Here is a 21,417-nt window from a genome sequence, read left to right as displayed (position 1 = left end):
TTTATTTTCTCTCCTTTAAAAAATAATTACCTTCACTTAAAGCAATCGTACGATCCTTTTCATTTACAGCATGAAGTTTAACCAAAGAATAGTAATCATCTACTAATGTTTCGTCAGCATGCTCTGCTTCTACTAGAACGGCCATACCTGCTAGTTCACAGCCGAACTCCTCCAATAGATTTTTCATTCCATTCATCGTACCGCCAACCTTCATAAAATCGTCCGTTATCAGTACTCGTTGGCCGCCTTTCATACTGCGTTTAGAAAGTACCATTGTTTGAATACGACGTGAAGAACCTGATACATAGTTGATACTAACTGTAGAGCCTTCTGTTACTTTACTGTCACGACGTACCACAACAACAGGAACATTTAAATGTCTGGCTATCGAATGAGCAATCGATATCCCCTTTGTTGCCACCGTCATAATGACATCTATTTGTTGGTCAGCATAAATACTTGCAAATACTTTTCCAACTCTATTCATAAGCTCTGGATTTCCTAGTAAATCAGTCATGAACAAATAGCCACCTGGCAACAAGCGGTCCGACTGACTTAACTCACTAATCAAGATTTGAATAATCTCCCGTACTTCACTACCAGACATCTTAGGGATATATTTTACCCCGCCTGCTGCTCCCGGTACGGTCATCAACAACCCAATTCCCTTTTCTTCAAACGTTTCTTTAACAATTGATAAATCCTCACTAATAGATGATTTGGCAGATTGATATGTTTCAGAAAAAAAAGTTAAAGGGATTAGCTGATGTGGATGCTCAAGTAAATAATACGTCATATCAACAAGGCGTTCGCTTCGTTTCCATTTCACGAGATCCACTCCACTTCTATACATGTAAAATTAACTGCCTACTAATTTAATAGCAGACAGTTCTCTTGAGTTTCTTTCATTTGAATCACATTATAAACACGAATATTTTATAGAAAAAGTACCATAAACATCCGCATTTAAGCAAGTGAATTCCTTTCACCTAATAAACGGACCGCAAAAACCTCATCACAAAATCCTCTTAGACCGTTATAAATTCTTCCCAGTCTTGATTCATTATCCACTAAACCAAATACTGTCGGTCCACTGCCGCTCATTAACACTGCATCAGCACCAAAACGTTTCATTTGTTCTTTAATCATAACCACTTCCGGGTGCAGTTTGAATGTAACGGATTCCAAGACATTTCCAAGCGAATTACACATTAAATCATAATCGTTAGTTTCAATTGATTGAATCATTTGTTTCGTATTTGGGTGTTCAAGTCCCTCAAGATTTAGTCCACCATATACTTGTGCTGTTGAAACACCGATTTTTGGTTTGGCTAAGACTACCCAGCAAGTCGGAGGAGCAGGTAATTTTTGAATTTTTTCTCCGCGTCCAGTCGCAAGAGCCGTCCCACCATAAATACAAAATGAAACATCTGAACCGATTTTTGCACCCAGTTCAGCTAAAGTATCGATGGATAAGTTTAAATTCCATAACTCGTTTAACCCTTTCAATGTAGCTGCAGCATCACTACTACCACCGGCAAGTCCTGCAGCAACCGGGATTTCTTTTTCAATGGAAATTGTAACACCCTCAGCTACACCGTATGTATCTTTGATTAGTTGTGCCGCTTGATAAGCCAGATTTCGGTTATCATCGGGGATAAAACCATTTGTTGAAATTATTTTGATCAAACCATCATTTCTTGACTCTAGTCCTATACGATCGCTTAAGTCCACAGTTGTCATAATCATTTCTACTTCATGATAATTATCAGGGCGTTTATATAAAACATCTAAAGTTAAATTTATTTTTGCTGGAGCTTTCACATAAAGCATATATATCCTCCTCGGATTGCCATCCAAATCTTTTGTTCGCTTTTAAATTTTAGCTTCATTCTTTCATATATTTTAACATATTGTACGTACAAGTGTCGCTAGCTCATTATTCTTGCCTTGCTACGTAATTTTTGCATAAAGTAAAAGCCAATAGACTCCATTAGGAGCTATTGGCAATATGTCAACACTACTTATTCATATTGTTTTGGTTTTGCTGTGCTAGACCTTGTTCGGCCATTTCAATTGCTCGCTTTACCATATTACCTGCATCACGTGACTTAATTCCACCCCAGCCTTCACGTTCGACTACATCGTAAAATCCGAGTTCCTTGGCTATCTCTTCTTTTAGACGACTCGACATGATACCTTTTCTTCTGGCCATGCAGTTTTGCCTCCTTAGGAATAAGTAGGTTGACGATAATAGTATGTGCGAAAGAAAATAAAAAACACCCGAAAAATCGAGTGTTTTAATAAGACAAATAAAACTATTTGGCAATGGCAACCTGTACATCATCTAAAAAAGTGATTTCTACTGCTTCTGTTAAAATATCTGTGTAGCTATAAGATACACGTTTACAAGTGTTATCTTCTTGATCGAGCTCTACGACAAAGACTGCATGATATGTGTCACTAAGTACTCCATCACACTCAACCGTTTTCTTGCGACCACCGTTTGCTTTTAATCGCAAACGTTTACCCAAATTACAATCTAGAGACTTCTTAATGTCAGCTAACGTTTTTGGCATTTCGCATACACCTCACTACACAATATTATAGCCCATTTATGGATAACTGTCAACAAATTATAATATTTTATCAGCAGACAAATATCTTTGTCAACTTTTTTTATATAAAAAAATCATAAATATTATAGATTATAGATTCTTGTTCAAACTATTGTAGATTGCCAAAGTGAGGGTAGAGTGCATCTGCCAATTTACCGAACTCTTGAATTGAAAGGGTTTCCCCTCTTCTTGTTGGTTCCACACCCGCTGTTTCTAGTGCATCCAATATAAGCTGTTTCTTTTCTTTCCCACTAGGCAACCCTGATTGCAGGTTATTTAAAATCGTTTTTCTGCGTTGTGCAAACGAAGCCCTTGTTACTTCGAATAGGAAATCCTCATTAATCACTTTTACAGGGGGGGCATCATGCTTGATTAGACGAATAACGGCAGAATCCACATTTGGTTGTGGCATAAAGACCGTTTTCGGAACAACCATTGCAACCTCTGCTGTTACATAATATTGAATGGCAATTGATAATGAACCATATTCCTTTGTGCCTGGCTTAGCTGTAATACGATCCGCTACTTCTTTTTGCATCATTACCACAAAACCACGAATAGGTAGACGGTCATTTAACAATTTCAATAAAATTGGTGTTGTAACGTAATAAGGTAAGTTTGCCACAACCATGATATCTTCTATACCTGGCATTTCCTCTTTTATTACTTTTTCTACATCCGCTTTCAAAATATCAGAATGAACAATTTTAACATTATTGTAGGGACTTAATGTGTCTTCAAGTACAGGTAAAAGGCGTTGGTCAATCTCAAAAGAAACTACTTTTTTGGCACCACGAGCAAGATGCTCGGTTAATGCACCTATTCCAGGTCCCACCTCAATAGCTCCACTTTCTTCTGTTAAATTAGCATGGCTTAGAATATTTCGTAAAATATTCGGATCAATTAAAAAGTTTTGTCCCAAACTTTTTTTAAATGAAAAGCCATATTTGTTTAGAATTTCTTTTGTACGTATTGGTGTTGCGATATCTTTATTCATTTTGATCCTCCTGATCTAGTTGAGCTACTGCTTCACCAAATTGCTCAGCAGTAATTTGGAACATTGCAAGTCGTTTATGCAATTGTTTACCATTTGTCATCCCGATATTCAGGATTTCCCCTAAACGATTGCGACGTTGTTTTGATTGTGGATGCCCAATCAGTCGAGCTAGTAGCAAATCTTCCATTGTTATATCGATCTCGGTCTTAAAGTTTGGATTTGGTGTATAAACGTGACTTAATGCTTCTCGAATATCCTCATCACGTGCATGCTCAATCCCAAGACCCTTTCCATTTTTCGCGATCGTTTTTTCCTTAGCTAAAAATGCATGCTTCACTCCAGGAACACTTTCTTCAATAATTGCACGTATGCGACGTCCAGGGTAATCTGGGTCTGTAAATACAATTACACCACGTTTAGTTTGAGCGTGTTGGATACGACGAATCGTTTCCTCGGAAATAGCAGAACCATTTGTTTCTATTGTATCTGCATTTACTGCTCTTTTAATCGCCGTTGTATCATCTTTTCCTTCTACAACAATGATTTCTTGTATATTCAAAAATATACCCCTCTTCTAAAGCAATCTCTGACTATAATAACATGAAAAGTCATGGGCCGTCGTTTTCATTCATTTATTGAAAGGTACCTCCCAATAAAATTAGATTCTATACTTATGAAACACAGCTCGGATTCAATTCTCCTTCAGAACGCGTTTCATCTCCTCTAAAAACAAATTGCGTGCGCACCTTCAATCTAATTGTTTAAAAAGAAAAGCCTCCCTGTCAGTCTACAGGAAGGCTTTCATACATTTTGGTTGAAATATGCTAAACTTTTTTTAAGTTGCTAGAATTAGTTTAAAATTTTAATACGTACTTTTTTGCGTCCCCAATTGTTTGCTTGGCTATCAGAGCTTACAAATACGTCAATTTTATTCCCTTTAATGGCACTGCCTTTGTCAGCAGCAATCGCATTACCGTATCCTTCAACCCATACTTTTGTTCCTAATGGAATTACACTCGGGTCTACAGCAATTACCTTCATGCCATCTTTTAAAGTTAAACCAGTTGCTGTAACACCTGAACAGCCTGAGCAATCTGCTGTATATGCTGTTGCGGTTACATAAAATTCTTTACTGCTACTAGAAGAAGAGGCTGAACTCTTACTACGAGAAACCGATGCTGTGACAACTTTTGTCCCAACAGCTACTACTTTTGTAGTTGGTTTTTGAATCACTTCTTCTGACTTAATAACTTTATCTATCACTTTACCATTTTCTTTTGTAACTTCGTAGGTACGAGCGACTTTCCCTTTCTCGCCATTAGTTACAACTTTTTCTTTTCCTTTTAACAATGAAGAGTCTGATTTCGTTTCTACTGCGAAATCAATAGATTCTTCCACTACATCGGTAACCTTTTCTACGCGAACAACTGTGATTTTATCTTCTGGTGTTATAACTTTCTCCAGATTATTTTCAACACGATCAAACTCATTAAGCTGAATTCCCTGTTGTTTCAAAAAGTTAGCGACCGTAGTCGAAGTGGACCAAACTTGTCTTTCTTCTAAACCATCGACAAGCGTCAACTGAAACGCCTTTTGAATATCAATTTGGTTAGTCTCGCCTACTTCAGCGGTAAGAGCTTGAGATAATACATCATGCTCTGTTACTTCGATATTTGCTTCTTCCAAAATGTTCTTCACTTTACTTTCAGTTGTCCAAACTTTTGACTGACTTCCGTCAACTGAAATTGTTACTTCTCTTGCTTGTTCCCAATCAATCGTCATATCATTAACGATTTTTGTATTCAGTGAGGGTGATACTTTATCATATTGAGCGATTACGATACCTTCTTCTTCCAGAAGGTCGCCTACTGTATTTGCGTGAGTTAATATTTCTTCTTCATTTCCGTTGGTATTGATGATCACCGTATCCTTGGTGACCTGGTATACTACGAACGAAACTACTGAAACAAACAGAATCAGTGAAATTACACCAACCACTGTTTGCTTACTCCTCAATGATCCTCGGAACAAGTTTTTCATGGAACTTATTTTTGACATGAAAAAACGCCTCCTTAGCACTCGTTGGATTATACGGACTACTTTTCTAGCTGTCAACCAAATTAACTTTTTCGAAAATATAGTCCATTTACACCAAGCCTTCCTAAACGCAGTATTGGAGGCATTTAGGAAATCTATTCATCGAGATTAAAAAATTTAATAGCATTAGAGGTTGTCGCTTTGGCAACTTCATCAATCGATAGCTCTTTTTGGCGAGCAATTTCTTCAGCAACTAGTGGCACATATGAAGGTTCGTTACGCTTTCCACGATAAGGATGTGGTGCGAGATATGGTGCATCTGTTTCAATCATTAAATGCTCTAACGGAATTTCTTTCGCTACCTCTTTTGGCATTCGAGCATTTTTGAATGTAACAGGACCACCTAAACTAATCATGAACTTCATATCTATACATTCACGAGCCGTTTCAACACTTCCACTGAAACAATGCATGACACCGCCAACGGATGCAGCATTTTCTTCACGTAATATTTTCACAACATCACCAGTTGCATCGCGATTATGAATGATAATTGGTAGTTTCAATTTTTGTGCTAGATGAATTTGTTTGCGGAATAGCTCTTGTTGCACATCTTTTGGTGATTTATCCCAATAATAATCCAAACCAGTCTCTCCAATACCGACTACCTTGGGATGAGCGGCAAGTTTTTCTATCCACTCTAAATCTTCGGATGTGCAGTCGATTGCATCAACAGGATGCCAACCAATTACCGCATATATAAATTCAAACTCATCTGCCAGCTTCATAGCTCTTTCGATTGTTTTTCGATCGAAACCGACTACTACCATTTTTTCAACTTTTGCTTCTAATGCTCTCTCGATTACTTGCTGTAAATCATCATCATATTGATCTGCATTTAAATGGACATGTGTATCTATAAACATATTATTTTCTCCTAACCTATTGTAGTGGATTAAATCATTTCTTAGTTGACAACTAAATTACAGAAGTATTACAAGCTGAATTATTTATGTCATAAATCATACAACTTTCTACTCGTTTTAGTATAATTTCCCTATTTCGACAATTATATAAAATGATTTTATTATCATAATATAGCTTTTTAGGTATAAAGACTTCGTGTGAAAAGCCTGTTGAACGAAGTTTGTCCAACAGGCTCATGAAATATTATTGATTATTTTACTTTTGCACCATTTTGAAGTTTTGGATCTACCGTGGCAAGTGTTAAAACCCCATCATGTGATCCTGCCAAGATCATACCTTGTGATAGCTCACCGCGTAGTTTTACTGGCTTTAAGTTTGCTACAACAATTACTTTTTGACCTACTAATTCCTCAGGCTTATAGTATTGTGCAATCCCCGATACCACTTGGCGTTGCTCGTACCCAAGGTCAACTTGAAGCTTTAATAATTTATCTGCTTTTGGAACTGGTTCACACGCTGTAACAGTCGCAACACGCAAGTCAACCTTCATAAAATCATCGATGGAGATTTCCGGTACTTCCGGTACTTCCACTTCTGCTTTTTTCTCCTCTTCTTGCGGCGTTTTGACTGATGCTCTCATTTGTTCTCGTATATAAGCAACCTCTACTTCGACATCTAAACGCGGGAAAATCGGAATTCCTTTTTCTACCACTTTAATGTTTGCTGGAATAGTATTTCCGAATGTTTCAATTGTTTCCCAAGCAAGATGAGTCGTGTCTAAACCTAATTGTTCGACAATTTGCTTAGGCGTTGATGTCATAAATGGCTGTAACATAACTGCAATATGGCGAAGACTTTCGGCTAAATTTAACATTACAGAAGCTAATTTACCTTGATTTTCCTCGTCTTTTGCTAAAACCCATGGCTGCGTTTCATCGATATACTTGTTTGTACGGGAAACAAGTGACCAAACATCTGATAATACTACACTAAATTGCATTTTCTCTATATTTTTCTCGTAAATTAAACGCGTTTCTTTCGCATGTACTTTTAAAGCAGCGTCAAATTCGGTTTCAACAATATTTTCTGTTGGAATAGTACCATCAAAATATTTATTCATCATGGATACTGTACGATTTAATAAGTTTCCTAAATCATTTGCTAAGTCGAAATTTGTTCTTTCAACAAAGGATTCAGGTGAGAATACGCCGTCCGAACCAAAAGGAAGCTCCCGAAGAAGGAAGTAGCGTGTTGCATCTAATCCATAGCGTTCGATTAACATTTCAGGATAAACAACATTTCCTTTGGATTTCGACATTTTTCCGTCCTTCATCATAATAAAGCCGTGTGCAAATACCTTTTTAGGTAGTGGTAGATCTAAAGCCATTAAGAAAATTGGCCAGTATATCGTATGGAATCGAACAATATCTTTTCCGACAACATGCACATCTGCTGGCCAGTATTTGTTAAATAATTCTTCATTATGTGAGCCATAACCTAAAGAAGTAATATAGTTCGTCAATGCATCCACCCATACATAAATTACATGTCTTGGGTCGCCAGGAACTTTAATGCCCCAGTCAAACGAAGTACGAGATACAGATAAATCTTCCAGACCAGGTTTAATGAAGTTGTTGATCATTTCGTTTTTACGTGATTCAGGCTCAATAAATTCGACATTCTCTTCATAATACTGAAGTAAGCGCTCCGAATATTTTTTCATATTAAAGAAGTAAGATTCTTCTTTTACTTTGTGTACGGGGCGTCCACAGTCTGGGCAATTTCCGTCTACTAATTGAGTTTCCGTATAGAATGATTCACAAGGTGTACAGTACCAGCCTTCATACTCCCCTTTATAAATATCGCCATTATCTAAAAACTTTTGGAAAATCTTTTCTACACTTTTCTTATGGCGATCTTGTGTGGTTTGGATAAAATCATCGTAGGAAATATCCATTAAAGCCCAAAGTTTTTTAGCACTTTCAGCAATTTCATTTACATACTCTTGAGGATTCTTGCCAGCTTCTGCGGCCTTTTCTTGAATTTTTTGCCCATGCTCGTCCATTCCTGTTAGAAAGCGAACATCATACCCTCTTAAACGTTTGTAACGTGAGATTGTATCTGATGCCACTGTTGTGTAAGCGGTACCGATATGAAACTTGCCACTTGGATAATAAATTGGGGTTGTTATATAAAATGTGTTCTTTTCGTTCACTTAATATGGCCTCCATTGTCAACTGTATAATGTTTATTTTATCGAAGTAAGAAAATTGTTTCAATGAAAGAATATTATTACAGGATTTTGTCGAAAAATACCATTAGGAGAAGGTGTAAATTTATTGAAACTTTACAACTAAATTTGTCGTTTTATAATAATATTCTCTAATTTATGCTATTTAAATATCATTAAACCTCATTTATCTATAATAGCGTTCACAACCTGTTCACATCAAGTTTCACCCATTAATACTAAATAATTGACGTTTATGGTATTACTTGGTATGATTCTATTCAGACAGGAAAAAGATGTCGAATTTTGACGAATGTAAAATATATTATACAAAATATAGGAGGAAATATTGTCATGAAATCAACAGGTATCGTTCGTAAAGTCGATGAATTAGGACGTGTAGTTATTCCTATTGAACTTCGTCGCACACTAGGAATTGCAGAAAAAGATGCATTGGAAATTTACGTTGATGACGATAAAATCATTCTTAAAAAATACATGCCTAACATGACATGTGCTGTAACTGGCGAAGTTTCAGATGAGAATTTCCGTCTTGCTGGAGGAAAATTAATCTTAAGTCCAGAAGGTGCGGAACTTTTAGTAAAAGAAATTCAACAACACTTTTCAAAATAAACCATGAGAAAAATGCGATTTTCGCCAACAAAGCGAGAGTCGTTTTCTTTTTATATAGCCATAAATAGCAAAAAGCATTGCTATTTAATCGAATTATTAATAGCAATGCTTTTTTATTACTAGTTAAGAAGTTAATATATATGTATATTAACCAAGATACAATCCAGTAATACAAATATTAGAAATTAGATATGATATTGCTGGTAGACATCTCGCTTAGGTAAACCTCTTAATTTTGCTACTTCTTTAATGGCATCCTTTGAGTTCATCTGTTTTTCTTCAACTAATTGGTCGATGTGTTCGACGATTGATAAATTTGCCCAATAAGCTGTTTCTTCCTCTTCCATCTCGCCGTTCATATTCCCCTCCAAAATGACGCAAAATTCGCCTCGAATTTCGTTCTCATTGACCCATTTCACTGCTTCTGAAATAGTTCCGCGCAAAAATTCTTCAAATTTCTTAGTCAGTTCTCGGGCTAATACAATATTCCTGTCCCCTAAAACTAGTTCTAAATCCTTTAATGTTTCCTTTAAACGATGAGGAGCCTCATAAAAAATCATTGTCTCTTCTCGTTTTGCTAACTTCTCTAGCTGTAATCTTCGCTCTTTCTTTTGGCGATTTAAAAATCCAAAGAAATAAAAGGGTTGAGGTGCTATTCCTGATGCAATCAATGCAGTTAAAGCTGCATTTGCACCTGGCAGCGGTACGACCGCAAAATCTTCTTCAATTGCTTTTACGACGATATCTGCACCCGGATCTGATATACAAGGTAGCCCAGCATCACTAACCAAGGCGACAGATTTTCCTTCTCTTAGATAGCCTAGCAGCTTCTCTCCCCCTTGCTCAAGATTATGCTCGTGATAGCTCACAAGAGGTGTTTGGATTTCAAAATAATTACATAGCTTTTTCGTATTTCGTGTATCTTCAGCCGCAATTACATCGACTTCTTTCAAAATTCGTAATGCACGGACCGTCATATCTTCTAGATTTCCTATTGGCGTTGCCACCAAATACAAACAGCTTCCCTGTTCATGCTGACTGCTTTTTTGTGATTTCATCTTGGTGCCCCTCCAATATACTTTAATTTTTCACTTCTTTTTAATTGTTTAAATGCATATTCTGCACGCATTGCTTCTTGCTTCGTTTCATAGGTTTCAAAATAAACGCATTTTACAGGCAAGTGGGCTTTTGTATATTTTGCCCCTTTTCCAGAATTATGGGCAGCAACTCGTTTATCGAGATTATTTGTATAGCCAGCATAAAGAGAATGATCCGCACACTCCAGTACATAAAAGAAATGATTATTTTTTGTCTCCATAAAGTATCTCACTCACTTCATCCGTATACTCATTGTTGTCATCATATACGTATAATGGAGGTAATACCTTTAAATCAGGTTTCCCATCCTTTATTCCCTCTATTAATAAGGTATTTGCTTCTTTACCAACTTTCGGATAGACAAATCGGATGCGCTTTGGTTCAAGTCGATTTGCTCGCATTGCTGTAACAATATCCAATAGTCTCCCCGGTCGATGGACAAAGGCTGCTTTTCCACCCTGTTTTAACAATTTGCTTGCGGACTCTATTGCTTCATCTAATGTAAGATATAGTTCATGACGAGCAATAGCATAATGCTCACTAACATTTTTATCACTCAGCTCATGTGCTAAAAAATATGGTGGGTTACATGTTACTACGTCAAATTTTTCAATTCCTAATTGAGGAGGAATCGTTTTAACGTCTCCAAGAATCATCTTTATTTGATTTTCTAATCCATTATACTTTATACTCCGTTCAGCCATATCAAATAGTCTCTCTTGTAATTCGACACCAATAATTTCAGCCTTTGTACGAGCACTCAGGAATAATGGAATTACTCCGTTTCCAGAACATAGGTCGACAATTTTCCCTTTATTTATAGGGACATTGACAAACCTTGATAATAAGACTGCATCTAACGAAAAAGAGAATACAGAAGGGCTTTGGATGATTCTTAAATCCTCAGCCAATAAATAATCAAGCCGCTCATCCTCTTTTAACCATTGTTCCATAAACAACCTCCTTTAATAACTTTGTAACTCTTATCCAAAAGAAAAGACTGAAAACCACGTGGAGTGGTATCAGCCTTTTATCGTTCAGAGGGAAATTATGCATTTTGTTTATTCAAAAACGATAGGCAAAATAAACAATCTTCACCTTTTCGAGAACCGCCAAAATGTACGTGGCAAACATGGAACCCTTCTTGGTATAGACGTGCTAAATTATCATATCCCTCTCCAATATCTAATAAGCTCGCTTTCTCTTCATTACTACTTTCATCTGTAGAATCTGTAGATAAAAGCTCTTCTAGACGTCTACGCAGGTGAAGGTTCTCCGTTTGAATAGCTTGATGATCTTCCACCATATGTGCAACATATTTTTTCAAATCATTATATTGTTGCTGTAGTGTTTCGAGCTGTTGTTCGAATTCCATAACAGTATCTAAGAAATTACGGTCCTTCACTAGAATGCCACCCCATTGTTTATCTAAATCAAATTCTTCTCACATTCTATAATTTCTTCTAATGTATATTCAACAGTACGTACCTGCTCTTCTAAGAAGACTTGAATCAATCTTTCTAAAACATTAATTCCTACTACTTTACCTGGGCCATCTGGTGTCATGGTTGAATCACCGATATCAGGCATTCCTTCTTTTGCGTTTTCATAATCATCATTCTCATACTTAAGACAACACATGAGACGACCGCAAAGTCCGGAGATTTTCGTCGGATTTAATGATAGGTTTTGGTCCTTTGCCATTTTAATCGACACTGGATCAAAATCTCCTAAAAATGTCGAACAGCAAAGCATTCTACCACAAGGGCCAATCCCACCAAGAAGTTTTGCTTCGTCACGCACACCAATTTGTCGTAGTTCAATACGTGTACGGAAAATCGAAGCTAAATCTTTTACTAATTCCCTAAAGTCAACTCTTCCTTCAGCCGTGAAGTAAAAGATAATTTTATTTCGATCAAATGTATACTCAACATCAACTAGCTTCATTTCTAACTTATGCTCACTAATTTTCGTGCTGGCTAGTTCAAAAGCTCGCTGTGATTCTTGCCTATTTTCCTCAACCTGGATTCGATCTCGTTCATCCGCTGGGCGTAATACTTGTTTTAATGGTAAAACAACATCATTCTCCCCAACTTGCTTCGTTGGAACGACAATCTTTCCGTATTCGACCCCTCTTGCTGTTTCTACTATAACATACTGCCCTTTTTCAAGTAGAAAATCACCGGGGTCAAAATAATATATTTTACCCGCTTTTTTAAAACGGACTCCTACTACATTATACAAATGTATACCCCTCCTGCAGATTAAGCATTAGCTGCTCCATCAAAAGCGACCGATTCATATTGCGCTGCAAATTTTGTCTAGCTTGTAAAATTGCCTGCAATTGATCTGACAGACGATCATAAGTTGTGTGTAACGCGATTTCCTTCCAACTTTGCAACATGTCTGGATATGTACATGAGCTTTGTGGATTCGCTTTTATAGCTACAATATCACGATATGCGAATAGTAGTAAATCTAAGGCTTGTTCTATTTCGTCTTTTTCCTTAAACGAAACCAGCCAATCTTCATACACAACTAACAATGCCTCATGGACATTTTTTCTGACTGTCTCTACTAATTTTAACACTGTTTTTCTTGCATGTGCAAACTGCTCATCATGTGCTAATAAAATCGCTGTTTCTAAGCTATTAGTTAACATGCTAACAGTAGACGCCATTGAAAAGGTGATACCCTGTTCTTGAAGTTGCTTCAATAAAATATCACGTGGAATAGTAGCAAATTTTATATGCTGGCAACGTGACTGTATTGTCGGTAAGATGGACTGATAGCTTTCTGTTAATAGAATAGCTGTCACATTACCTTCAGGCTCTTCTAAAAATTTTAGTAGTGTATTAGCGGAAGAGATATTCATGCGATCTGCGTGATGAAGGACATAAATTTTACGTCCCTCCTCCATGCTAGTTTTCGTCATTCCAGAAATAAGCTCTCGAATTTGGTCGATTTTGATAAATTGTCCATCTGGTTCCAACTGCTTCACATTTGGATGATTCCCTGTTTCAATGCGTTTGCAATTTCGACATGTTTCACATGGAACATTTTTCGACGGGTTCAGACACAAAAGTAGTTTTATGAAAAAAATTGCGATTTGATTTTTACCCGTTCCTTTTTCACCATCAAATATGTACGCATGGCCGGTTCTATTCTTTTCAAAAATCGTGAGTAACTGCTTCATTACTAAAGGCTGTAACACCTTAAGTTCTTCGACATTTTCTACCACTTTGATCACCTTTTTCTCTAACCGTAACATTTATCAAAATGAAGTTAAGTCTTCCAATTTAACTTATTTTAGAAAAAACCCCGTGTCCCATACAGGAAAGTAAATAGACACGGGTTTTACATATATAGATTCACTAATAATCCTTTTATTTCACCGATTTTATCAAGCAAATCAATTGAACTCTTCTCTTCAATTAAAATATCTTGTGCAAGTTCTACTAATCGCTCATCAATCGTTTCGACAATTTTGAGACGACGCCCTTCTCCAAAACGATTCCATGTATGAGATTGTTTCATATCAAGACCATATTCTACGGCTTCTTGTAAGAAACGTTTGATTAGCATTTTAAAACGAGTCAACTCACGCAGATTACGAGACCTTGCAACACGGTCACCAGCAGCAGATATATCGCCCATTAATCTGGTTAACTGCTCGTTTTGAAGCTTAGTGCCCTGTTTAACAAGCACTTCGCCAAAGCGATTTCCTGATTGGTTCGCATGTTTTATATCATGATGATTCGTTTTTAAACCCAATCGCAAATCTTGATTTATCTTCAATTACCTTTCGCCTCCACCTATCAAAAACCGAATAGCGCAGGTGTGTCTATATGTTCATGATACATAGTTGACAACCACCACGGTTAACCTCACTGTTTGTTGAAAATCTCGCTATATAAATTCTACATTAAATCGATGAATGAACTATAAGAAAATTTCTACTAAATAAGGTTAGAAATGGTGGAACTGTTCGATTGGTAACACAAATACTGTTGCTCCCCCAACTTCAACTTCAATGGGATACGGGATATAGGAGTCTGCATTCCCACCTAAAGGTGAAACGGGTGACACCATCTGTTCGCGGGAACGACAATTATCTCGAATTATATCAAGCAATTGGGGAATTAAAGAATCCTCCGTTCCGACGATAAAGGTTGTGTTTCCTGAACGTAAAAACCCGCCAGTACTTGCTAATTTCGTTGCGCGAAAATTATTTTTAGTTAACGCGCTAGACAAACGATTACTATCTTGGTCCTGAACGACTGCAACAACTAACTTCATCCGCACTCACTCCCTATATTGAATTGGTGTTTATATTATAGCATACAAAGTAGCCTACTTCATTTACTTTTCATCTAGCGCTTCACATATTAGACGCCAGACTTCTTCTACTACATTCTCCACAGACTGATCAGCATTCACTACTTTAATTCTATTAGGATAACGCTTTACTACTTCATGATAACCTTCCCTAACTTTTTCGTGAAATGATAAGCTCTCAACATCAAGTCTATTCAACTCACGCTCATTGTGTGCATGAATTCGGGCTAGTCCAACTGCAGGATTTAAATCAAATAATATGGTTAAATCCGGCATACGTTTCCCAATTGCGAATTCATTTATCGATAATACTTCATCCATGCCAATTCCACGAGCATATCCTTGATAGGCTAATGAAGAATCGATAAAACGATCACATAATACGAGTTTTCCTTGTTTGATGGCTGGCTCTACTTTTTCGAAAAAATGCTGGCTTCGAGCAGCAGCATACAATAATGCTTCTGTTCTTTCATCCATTGCTGTATTTGCAGGGTTTAAGATTACTTCACGGATTTTTTCCGCAATTTCAATACCACCTGGTTCTCGCGTGGCTAATAAATCGATGTTTTGTTCACGCAGTCGCTCGGAAATTTTCGTTAAAATGGTCGTTTTTCCTGCTCCTTCAGGGCCTTCAAATGTAATAAATAGATTGCTTTTCATTTCTATATTCCTCCGACTGTTACTTTATGACGTAAATCAGCTTTTCGTCCAAACGATGTTGTCCTTGAAAAGCTGCACCTACTGCAAGTAACTCTTCTAGTTGACTCAATTTAGCCACTGTAATTTTTTCTCCTGGCACGAATAATGGGATACCGGGTGGATATGGAATCAACATGCTTGCAGCAGCACGTCCAATTGCCCGCATATATGGAACCCACTCCTTTTCAAGTTGTTCTAATTCATCATAGGAATACTCCGGCATCGAAACGGTTGTATATTCATTGGATGGTGTAACCGTTTGAATGGTATTTACCCCTTTTTTCCTTAAATTAAAAATGGCTTCTTTTATTCGTATTCGTGCCTCAGCAAATGGGTAAGCTTGTCCATGTTTTAGTAGCGGTAGGATAAATAATACTTGATAAGCATCAGCAAGCTCGACATATATCCGTTGTTGTTCAAGTACCTCTTTCAACTGAAAGCCAGTATATCCCGGGAAGCGTAATAATAGCTTCAACGGGTCATCAACTTCAATGACCTGTAAAGGATCTATTGAACGCAATGCTTCTATCCACTGATTTCTTTTCTCTTGTAAATAGGTTGCATCACTTTCTAAATAGGTATCTATATAGTCTCTTGCGTCATCTAAAGAAGCAAGAAGCAAATATGACGGACTACTGGATTGAAGCATACGTAAATAATGATTAATCTTTTCTACTTTAAGTAAATTTGAGTTCACATGTAAAAAAGAGGCCATGGTCATAGCTGGAAGTGTTTTATGTGCAGATTGTACAACAACATCTGCCCCTAATTGGATGGCAGAGGGTGGGAATGATTGACTCGCTATGAAATGGGCGCCATGAGCCTCGTCAACAAGAACTGGTATTTTCATTTCATGACACAATTTTACTTGTGTCTCCAGCTCCTTACCTGCTAACCCATAGTAGGTAGGATAAGTTAATACAACGGCTTTAGCATCAGGATGAAGCTGCAATGCTTCTTTCAATGTTGTTGTTGAAACAGCTCCAGCAGTAGTGGTTGTCATATCCCATGCAGGTGCCACAAATATAGCTTTTGCCCCTACAAGCTCTAAAGCATGAAAAATGGATTTATGTGCATTTCTTTGCACGATAATTTTTTCATTTCGTTTACAGGTTGCATAGATCATTGCCAGATTTCCTACTGTCGAACCGTTCACTAAAAAGAAACTTCTATTTGTTTGGTATGCACTGGCTAAAAGCATTTCTGCCTGCGCAATGGCTTCTTCTGGATGGTGATAATCATCCAAGCCTGTCAACTCTGTTAGATCGTATGTAAGTGCTTCTTTGAGATTTCTTGGTAAGTTTGATAATAAGCCGTTTTTATGTCCCGGAACATGCCAACTCATTGGCTCATCTTTAGCAAATTTTTGTAGAGCCGAAACGACCGGTCTTTCCCTTTTCATCTTCTCACTCCGTTCATTTATCCCTTCCTATTATAGTCGTATAGAGAGTGAAAACGGAAGTGAATTGGATAAGGATCCTTAGTAGAAATAATGAATCGTTGCATTTAAAAAAATACCATTATTTAAGCTACTTTGAGATTGATGATAAATATAGTGCTAGGTCCCTTATTTTTATATCTGTTTCTGCTTCAATTAATTCTCTTTCTTTTGTGTAAGAGTAAAGTGAATCTCCTACTATTAAATGGTCTGACAGATTTAACAAAGCAATCGCTTTTTTATCGAACCTTTTGGCTGCCGATAAAGTCGCTGCTGTTTCCATATCTACTCCCAAATGACCGTTCGATGCCCATTCATTAATCATTTCTTGGGTTTCAAGCAACATTACGCTAGTAGATAGAACACTTCCAACTACATATGAGTACCCTCTTTTTTCACAATAATCGATTGCGGCACTTAATAATTCTTCGTCGGATTTAACCATTTTGGAATTAGGTAGATACCAATGAGACGCACCATCCTGCATTTCTGCCTGTGAAACAATTAAAATATCACCGTATTTTACATCAATGGATAAGCCACCAAAATAACCTGTCTGGATAAACTGATTGGTTCCAGCCAAAGCAAATTGATGTGTGATCATAGTTGCAATAGGGCTACCATATACATTGGCAAATCCAATTTTGGTTTCTTTGTATTCCCCAATAATAGTGTTCCATTTCGGCAACCACAATTCTTTTTTTAAGAGGTCTTTCCAAAAGGCTAGATTTTCTTCGTGGTTCCATTCACCGTGAATTATGAATGATAAAGGAATTTGTTTCTCATCTACACCAAAAGCATCTAACCAATCTTTCTTTGTAAAATCCCCATAAAACTTCAACTTCCTTCATCCCCTTTCATTCAAACAGCATATATAAAATTATACATCGGTTAACTAAAATCAGGTAAATATAGGGAGCGTATTATTTTAAAAATATTTAAAGAAGAAATTGGTTATGGTTGCTAATGAACCTCTACTCTGATCAGTAAACAGGCTAAACCATTTTCAAGTTATAGTTTGTTTACTAAATAAAAAAACCACTGAATCCTCAGTGGTTTTACATTTGCCTAGCGACGTCCTACTCTCACAGGGGGAAGCCCCCAACTACCATCGGCGCTAAAGAGCTTAACTTCCGTGTTCGGTATGGGAACGGGTGTGACCTCTTTGCCATCATCACTAGACTTATTTAGTTGAAAGAACTTTGTTCTCTCAAAACTGGATAAAGACATTGATTGCATTCAAGATTTGGTTAAGTCCTCGATCGATTAGTATTCGTCAGCTCCATGTGTCACCACACTTCCACCTCGAACCTATCTACCTCATCGTCTTTGAGGGATCTTACTTACTTGCGTAATGGGAAATCTCATCTTGAGGGGGGCTTCATGCTTAGATGCTTTCAGCACTTATCCCGTCCACACATAGCTACCCAGCGATGCCTTTGGCAAGACAACTGGTACACCAGCGGTGTGTCCATCCCGGTCCTCTCGTACTAAGGACAGCTCCTCTCAAATTTCCTACGCCCACGACGGATAGGGACCGAACTGTCTCACGACGTTCTGAACCCAGCTCGCGTACCGCTTTAATGGGCGAACAGCCCAACCCTTGGGACCGACTACAGCCCCAGGATGCGATGAGCCGACATCGAGGTGCCAAACCTCCCCGTCGATGTGGACTCTTGGGGGAGATAAGCCTGTTATCCCCGGGGTAGCTTTTATCCGTTGAGCGATGGCCCTTCCATGCGGAACCACCGGATCACTAAGCCCGTCTTTCGACCCTGCTCGACTTGTAGGTCTCGCAGTCAAGCTCCCTTGTGCCTTTACACTCTACGAATGATTTCCAACCATTCTGAGGGAACCTTTGGGCGCCTCCGTTACCTTTTAGGAGGCGACCGCCCCAGTCAAACTGTCCACCTGACACTGTCTCCTACCCGGCTTACGGGTATGGGTTAGAATTTCAATACAACCAGGGTAGTATCCCACCGACGCCTCCCTCGAAGCTGGCGCTCCGAGTTCTCTGGCTCCTACCTATCCTGTACAAGTTGTACCAAAATTCAATATCAGGCTACAGTAAAGCTCCACGGGGTCTTTCCGTCCTGTCGCGGGTAACCTGCATCTTCACAGGTACTATAATTTCACCGAGTCTCTCGTTGAGACAGTGCCCAGATCGTTACGCCTTTCGTGCGGGTCGGAACTTACCCGACAAGGAATTTCGCTACCTTAGGACCGTTATAGTTACGGCCGCCGTTTACTGGGGCTTCAATTCAGAGCTTCGCTTGCGCTAACCCCTCCTCTTAACCTTCCAGCACCGGGCAGGCGTCAGCCCCTATACGTCACCTTACGGTTTTGCAGAGACCTGTGTTTTTGCTAAACAGTCGCCTGGGCCTATTCACTGCGGCTCTCATTGCTGAGAGCACCCCTTCTCCCGAAGTTACGGGGTCATTTTGCCGAGTTCCTTAACGAGAGTTCTCTCGCACACCTTAGGATTCTCTCCTCGACTACCTGTGTCGGTTTGCGGTACGGGCACCTCCCGCCTCGCTAGAGGCTTTTCTTGGCAGCGTGAAATCAGATACTTCGCGAGAAACTCGCTCCCCATCACAGCTCAACGTTACAGGAAGCGGATTTGCCTACTTCCACGCCTTACTGCTTGGGCGTACTCAACCAACGGTACGCTTATCTTATCCTACTGCGTCCCCCCATTACTCAAACGGCGGGGAGGTGGTACAGGAATATCAACCTGTTGTCCATCGTCTACGCCTATCGGCCTCGACTTAGGTCCCGACTAACCCTGAGCGGACGAGCCTTCCTCAGGAAACCTTAGTCATACGGTGGATGGGATTCTCACCCATCTTTCGCTACTCATACCGGCATTCTCACTTCTAAGCGCTCCACCAGTCCTTCCGGTCTGACTTCAACGCACTTAGAACGCTCTCCTACCACGGACATCTTAGATGTCCATCCACAGCTTCGGTGAATCGTTTAGCCCCGATACATTTTCGGCGCAGCGTCACTCGACCAGTGAGCTATTACGCACTCTTTAAATGATGGCTGCTTCTAAGCCAACATCCTGGTTGTCTAAGCAACGCCACATCCTTTTCCACTTAACGATTACTTTGGGACCTTAGCTGGTGGTCTGGGCTGTTTCCCTTTTGACTACGGATCTTATCACTCGCAGTCTGACTCCCGTGTATAAATATCTGGCATTCGGAGTTTGTCTGAATTCGGTAAAGCGAGATGCCCCCCTAGTCCAAACAGTGCTCTACCTCCAGTATTCTCTATCACGAGGCTAGCCCTAAAGCTATTTCGGAGAGAACCAGCTATCTCCAAGTTCGATTGGAATTTCTCCGCTACCCACACCTCATCCCCGCACTTTTCAACGTGCGTGGGTTCGGGCCTCCAGTGAGTGTTACCTCACCTTCACCCTGGACATGGGTAGATCACCTGGTTTCGGGTCTACGACCACGTACTAATTCGCCCTATTCAGACTCGCTTTCGCTACGGCTCCGCCTTCTCAGCTTAACCTTGCACGTAATCGTAACTCGCCGGTTCATTCTACAAAAGGCACGCTATCACCCATTAACGGGCTCTAACTACTTGTAGGCACACGGTTTCAGGTTCTATTTCACTCCCCTTCCGGGGTGCTTTTCACCTTTCCCTCACGGTACTGGTTCACTATCGGTCACTAGGTAGTATTTAGCCTTGGGAGATGGTCCTCCCGGATTCCGACGGAATTTCACGTGTTCCGCCGTACTCAGGATACACTCAAGAGAGAATGAACTTTCGACTACGGGGCTTTTACCCGCTATGGCAGACCTTTCCAGATCGCTTCGCCTAATTCATTCCTTTGTAACTCCGTATAGAGTGTCCTACAACCCCAAGAGGCAAGCCTCTTGGTTTGGGCTCTTCCCGTTTCGCTCGCCGCTACTCAGGGAATCGAATAATTTCTTTCTCTTCCTCCAGGTACTTAGATGTTTCAGTTCCCTGGGTCTGCCTTCAAGACGCTATGTATTCACGTCAAGATACTGTTCCATTACGAACAGTGGGTTCCCCCATTCGGAAATCTCCGGATCAAAGCTTACTTACAGCTCCCCGAAGCATATCGGTGTTAGTGCCGTCCTTCTTCGGCTCCTAGTGCCAAGGCATCCACCGTGCGCCCTTAATAACTTAACCTATAAAGATCAGTTACTGCTTTTCTAAAAAAAGAAAAGACTTAAGAACTACACAATCAATTACTTGAATTTTGTTGCTTTCAATGTCGTTTTATCCAGTTTTCAAAGAACAAATCAGCTGACTTCAATCACATCGTGACTAAACATCAGTGAAATACTCCGTGCAGATTTGCGACGAAAGCTTTGAATTACTTCCTAGCTTTTCTTCGCGGCAGGAGCACAATTTGAAAATTCAT

The 21,417-nt window shown here is 39.1% G+C and carries 21 protein-coding genes and 2 rRNA genes; 1 reads left to right on the top strand and 22 read right to left on the bottom strand.

Annotated features, from left to right (window positions below; translation table 11 throughout):
* Position 1: 1 nt before the first annotated feature.
* The 9 genes from purR to metG form a co-directional block, all read right to left on the bottom strand.
* Complete coding sequence (gene purR / locus C1N55_RS00390; RefSeq protein ID WP_137726988.1) at positions 2–829, bottom strand: pur operon repressor; 828 nt, start codon at positions 827–829, stop codon at positions 2–4.
* A 137-nt stretch (positions 830–966) separates the two neighbouring features.
* Entirely contained in the window at positions 967–1,833 is an 867-nt protein-coding gene (gene ispE, locus C1N55_RS00385) for a 4-(cytidine 5'-diphospho)-2-C-methyl-D-erythritol kinase (protein ID WP_137726987.1), read from the bottom strand.
* Between the two features lie 187 nt (positions 1,834–2,020).
* Positions 2,021–2,215: a small, acid-soluble spore protein, alpha/beta type gene (locus C1N55_RS00380; protein ID WP_036197869.1), complete on the bottom strand. Its 195-nt coding sequence runs from the start codon at positions 2,213–2,215 to the stop codon at positions 2,021–2,023.
* 103 nt (positions 2,216–2,318) lie between these two features.
* On the bottom strand, positions 2,319–2,579 hold the full coding sequence (gene veg / locus C1N55_RS00375; RefSeq protein ID WP_137726986.1) for a biofilm formation stimulator Veg: 261 nt from the start codon (positions 2,577–2,579) through the stop codon (positions 2,319–2,321).
* 148 nt (positions 2,580–2,727) lie between these two features.
* Positions 2,728–3,615: a 16S rRNA (adenine(1518)-N(6)/adenine(1519)-N(6))-dimethyltransferase RsmA gene (rsmA, locus tag C1N55_RS00370; RefSeq protein WP_137726985.1), complete on the bottom strand. Its 888-nt coding sequence runs from the start codon at positions 3,613–3,615 to the stop codon at positions 2,728–2,730.
* A complete protein-coding gene (rnmV, locus tag C1N55_RS00365) occupies positions 3,608–4,174 on the bottom strand; it encodes a ribonuclease M5 (RefSeq protein WP_137726984.1) in 567 nt (188 codons plus the stop codon). The genes rsmA and rnmV overlap by 8 nt, the downstream gene beginning before the upstream one ends.
* 290 nt (positions 4,175–4,464) lie before the next feature.
* Complete coding sequence (locus tag C1N55_RS00360) at positions 4,465–5,673, bottom strand: G5 and 3D domain-containing protein (RefSeq protein ID WP_137726983.1); 1,209 nt, start codon at positions 5,671–5,673, stop codon at positions 4,465–4,467.
* A 134-nt stretch (positions 5,674–5,807) separates the two neighbouring features.
* Entirely contained in the window at positions 5,808–6,578 is a 771-nt protein-coding gene (locus tag C1N55_RS00355; RefSeq protein ID WP_137726982.1) for a TatD family hydrolase, read from the bottom strand.
* Between the two features lie 251 nt (positions 6,579–6,829).
* Positions 6,830–8,794 carry a methionine--tRNA ligase gene (gene metG / locus C1N55_RS00350; RefSeq protein WP_137726981.1) on the bottom strand — a complete coding sequence of 655 codons (1,965 nt, stop codon included), beginning with the start codon at positions 8,792–8,794 and terminating at the stop codon, positions 6,830–6,832.
* Between the two features lie 363 nt (positions 8,795–9,157).
* On the opposite strand from metG, the gene C1N55_RS00345 reads away from it, so the two are divergent.
* The gene (locus C1N55_RS00345; protein WP_305036287.1) at positions 9,158–9,442 is read left to right on the top strand and encodes a transition state genes transcriptional regulator AbrB; all 285 of its coding nucleotides are present in this window, start codon (positions 9,158–9,160) and stop codon (positions 9,440–9,442) included.
* Between the two features lie 185 nt (positions 9,443–9,627).
* On the opposite strand, the gene rsmI is transcribed toward C1N55_RS00345, so the two are convergent.
* The 13 genes from rsmI to C1N55_RS00280 form a co-directional block, all read right to left on the bottom strand.
* Positions 9,628–10,500, bottom strand: coding sequence for a 16S rRNA (cytidine(1402)-2'-O)-methyltransferase (rsmI, locus tag C1N55_RS00340; protein WP_137726979.1), 873 nt, complete (start codon positions 10,498–10,500; stop codon positions 9,628–9,630).
* Positions 10,497–10,760, bottom strand: a complete 264-nt coding sequence (locus C1N55_RS00335) for a GIY-YIG nuclease family protein (protein WP_137726978.1) — start codon at positions 10,758–10,760, stop codon at positions 10,497–10,499. The genes rsmI and C1N55_RS00335 overlap by 4 nt, the downstream gene beginning before the upstream one ends.
* Positions 10,744–11,493, bottom strand: coding sequence for a tRNA1(Val) (adenine(37)-N6)-methyltransferase (locus tag C1N55_RS00330; RefSeq protein ID WP_137726977.1), 750 nt, complete (start codon positions 11,491–11,493; stop codon positions 10,744–10,746). Before C1N55_RS00330 ends, C1N55_RS00335 begins: the two co-directional genes overlap by 17 nt.
* 95 nt (positions 11,494–11,588) lie before the next feature.
* On the bottom strand, positions 11,589–11,945 hold the full coding sequence (gene yabA / locus C1N55_RS00325; protein WP_137726976.1) for a DNA replication initiation control protein YabA: 357 nt from the start codon (positions 11,943–11,945) through the stop codon (positions 11,589–11,591).
* A 23-nt stretch (positions 11,946–11,968) separates the two neighbouring features.
* Entirely contained in the window at positions 11,969–12,784 is an 816-nt protein-coding gene (locus C1N55_RS00320; protein ID WP_137726975.1) for a PSP1 domain-containing protein, read from the bottom strand.
* Complete coding sequence (holB, locus tag C1N55_RS00315) at positions 12,777–13,781, bottom strand: DNA polymerase III subunit delta' (protein ID WP_137730480.1); 1,005 nt, start codon at positions 13,779–13,781, stop codon at positions 12,777–12,779. Before holB ends, C1N55_RS00320 begins: the two co-directional genes overlap by 8 nt.
* A gap of 116 nt (positions 13,782–13,897) precedes the next feature.
* Positions 13,898–14,338: a YaaR family protein gene (locus tag C1N55_RS00310; protein WP_137726974.1), complete on the bottom strand. Its 441-nt coding sequence runs from the start codon at positions 14,336–14,338 to the stop codon at positions 13,898–13,900.
* Positions 14,339–14,509: 171 nt separating this feature from the next.
* A complete protein-coding gene (locus C1N55_RS00305; protein ID WP_137726973.1) occupies positions 14,510–14,839 on the bottom strand; it encodes a cyclic-di-AMP receptor in 330 nt (109 codons plus the stop codon).
* Positions 14,840–14,902: 63 nt separating this feature from the next.
* Positions 14,903–15,538: a dTMP kinase gene (gene tmk / locus C1N55_RS00300; RefSeq protein WP_137726972.1), complete on the bottom strand. Its 636-nt coding sequence runs from the start codon at positions 15,536–15,538 to the stop codon at positions 14,903–14,905.
* Positions 15,539–15,557: 19 nt separating this feature from the next.
* On the bottom strand, positions 15,558–16,979 hold the full coding sequence (locus C1N55_RS00295) for an aminotransferase class I/II-fold pyridoxal phosphate-dependent enzyme (protein WP_137726971.1): 1,422 nt from the start codon (positions 16,977–16,979) through the stop codon (positions 15,558–15,560).
* Between the two features lie 127 nt (positions 16,980–17,106).
* Positions 17,107–17,856 carry a phosphorylase family protein gene (locus C1N55_RS00290; RefSeq protein WP_137726970.1) on the bottom strand — a complete coding sequence of 250 codons (750 nt, stop codon included), beginning with the start codon at positions 17,854–17,856 and terminating at the stop codon, positions 17,107–17,109.
* A 225-nt stretch (positions 17,857–18,081) separates the two neighbouring features.
* Positions 18,082–18,197, bottom strand: a 5S ribosomal RNA gene (gene rrf / locus C1N55_RS00285).
* A gap of 64 nt (positions 18,198–18,261) precedes the next feature.
* Positions 18,262–21,182: ribosomal RNA gene (locus C1N55_RS00280) — 23S ribosomal RNA — on the bottom strand.
* Positions 21,183–21,417: the final 235 nt, after the last annotated feature.

Origin of the sequence: Lysinibacillus sp. SGAir0095 (assembly GCF_005491425.1) — a bacterium.
Lineage (GTDB): Bacteria > Bacillota > Bacilli > Bacillales_A > Planococcaceae > Ureibacillus.
Note: the sequence above shows the minus strand (reverse complement) of the source record. Positions and strands in the feature narration are given on the sequence as shown.

Bases quoted from the DNA above. Each gene is read 5' to 3' on its own strand.
- ispE (WP_137726987.1), bottom strand. From the start codon at position 1,833: ATGCTTTATGTGAAAGCTCCAGCAAAAATAAATTTAACTTTAGATGTT.
- C1N55_RS00380 (WP_036197869.1), bottom strand. From the start codon at position 2,215: ATGGCCAGAAGAAAAGGTATCATGTCGAGTCGTCTAAAAGAAGAGATA.
- veg (WP_137726986.1), bottom strand. From the start codon at position 2,579: ATGCCAAAAACGTTAGCTGACATTAAGAAGTCTCTAGATTGTAATTTG.
- rsmA (WP_137726985.1), bottom strand. From the start codon at position 3,615: ATGAATAAAGATATCGCAACACCAATACGTACAAAAGAAATTCTAAAC.
- C1N55_RS00360 (WP_137726983.1), bottom strand. From the start codon at position 5,673: ATGTCAAAAATAAGTTCCATGAAAAACTTGTTCCGAGGATCATTGAGG.
- C1N55_RS00355 (WP_137726982.1), bottom strand. From the start codon at position 6,578: ATGTTTATAGATACACATGTCCATTTAAATGCAGATCAATATGATGAT.
- rsmI (WP_137726979.1), bottom strand. From the start codon at position 10,500: ATGAAATCACAAAAAAGCAGTCAGCATGAACAGGGAAGCTGTTTGTAT.
- C1N55_RS00335 (WP_137726978.1), bottom strand. From the start codon at position 10,760: ATGGAGACAAAAAATAATCATTTCTTTTATGTACTGGAGTGTGCGGAT.
- C1N55_RS00330 (WP_137726977.1), bottom strand. From the start codon at position 11,493: ATGGAACAATGGTTAAAAGAGGATGAGCGGCTTGATTATTTATTGGCT.
- C1N55_RS00305 (WP_137726973.1), bottom strand. From the start codon at position 14,839: ATGAAGTTAGTTGTTGCAGTCGTTCAGGACCAAGATAGTAATCGTTTG.
- tmk (WP_137726972.1), bottom strand. From the start codon at position 15,538: ATGAAAAGCAATCTATTTATTACATTTGAAGGCCCTGAAGGAGCAGGA.
- C1N55_RS00295 (WP_137726971.1), bottom strand. From the start codon at position 16,979: ATGAAAAGGGAAAGACCGGTCGTTTCGGCTCTACAAAAATTTGCTAAA.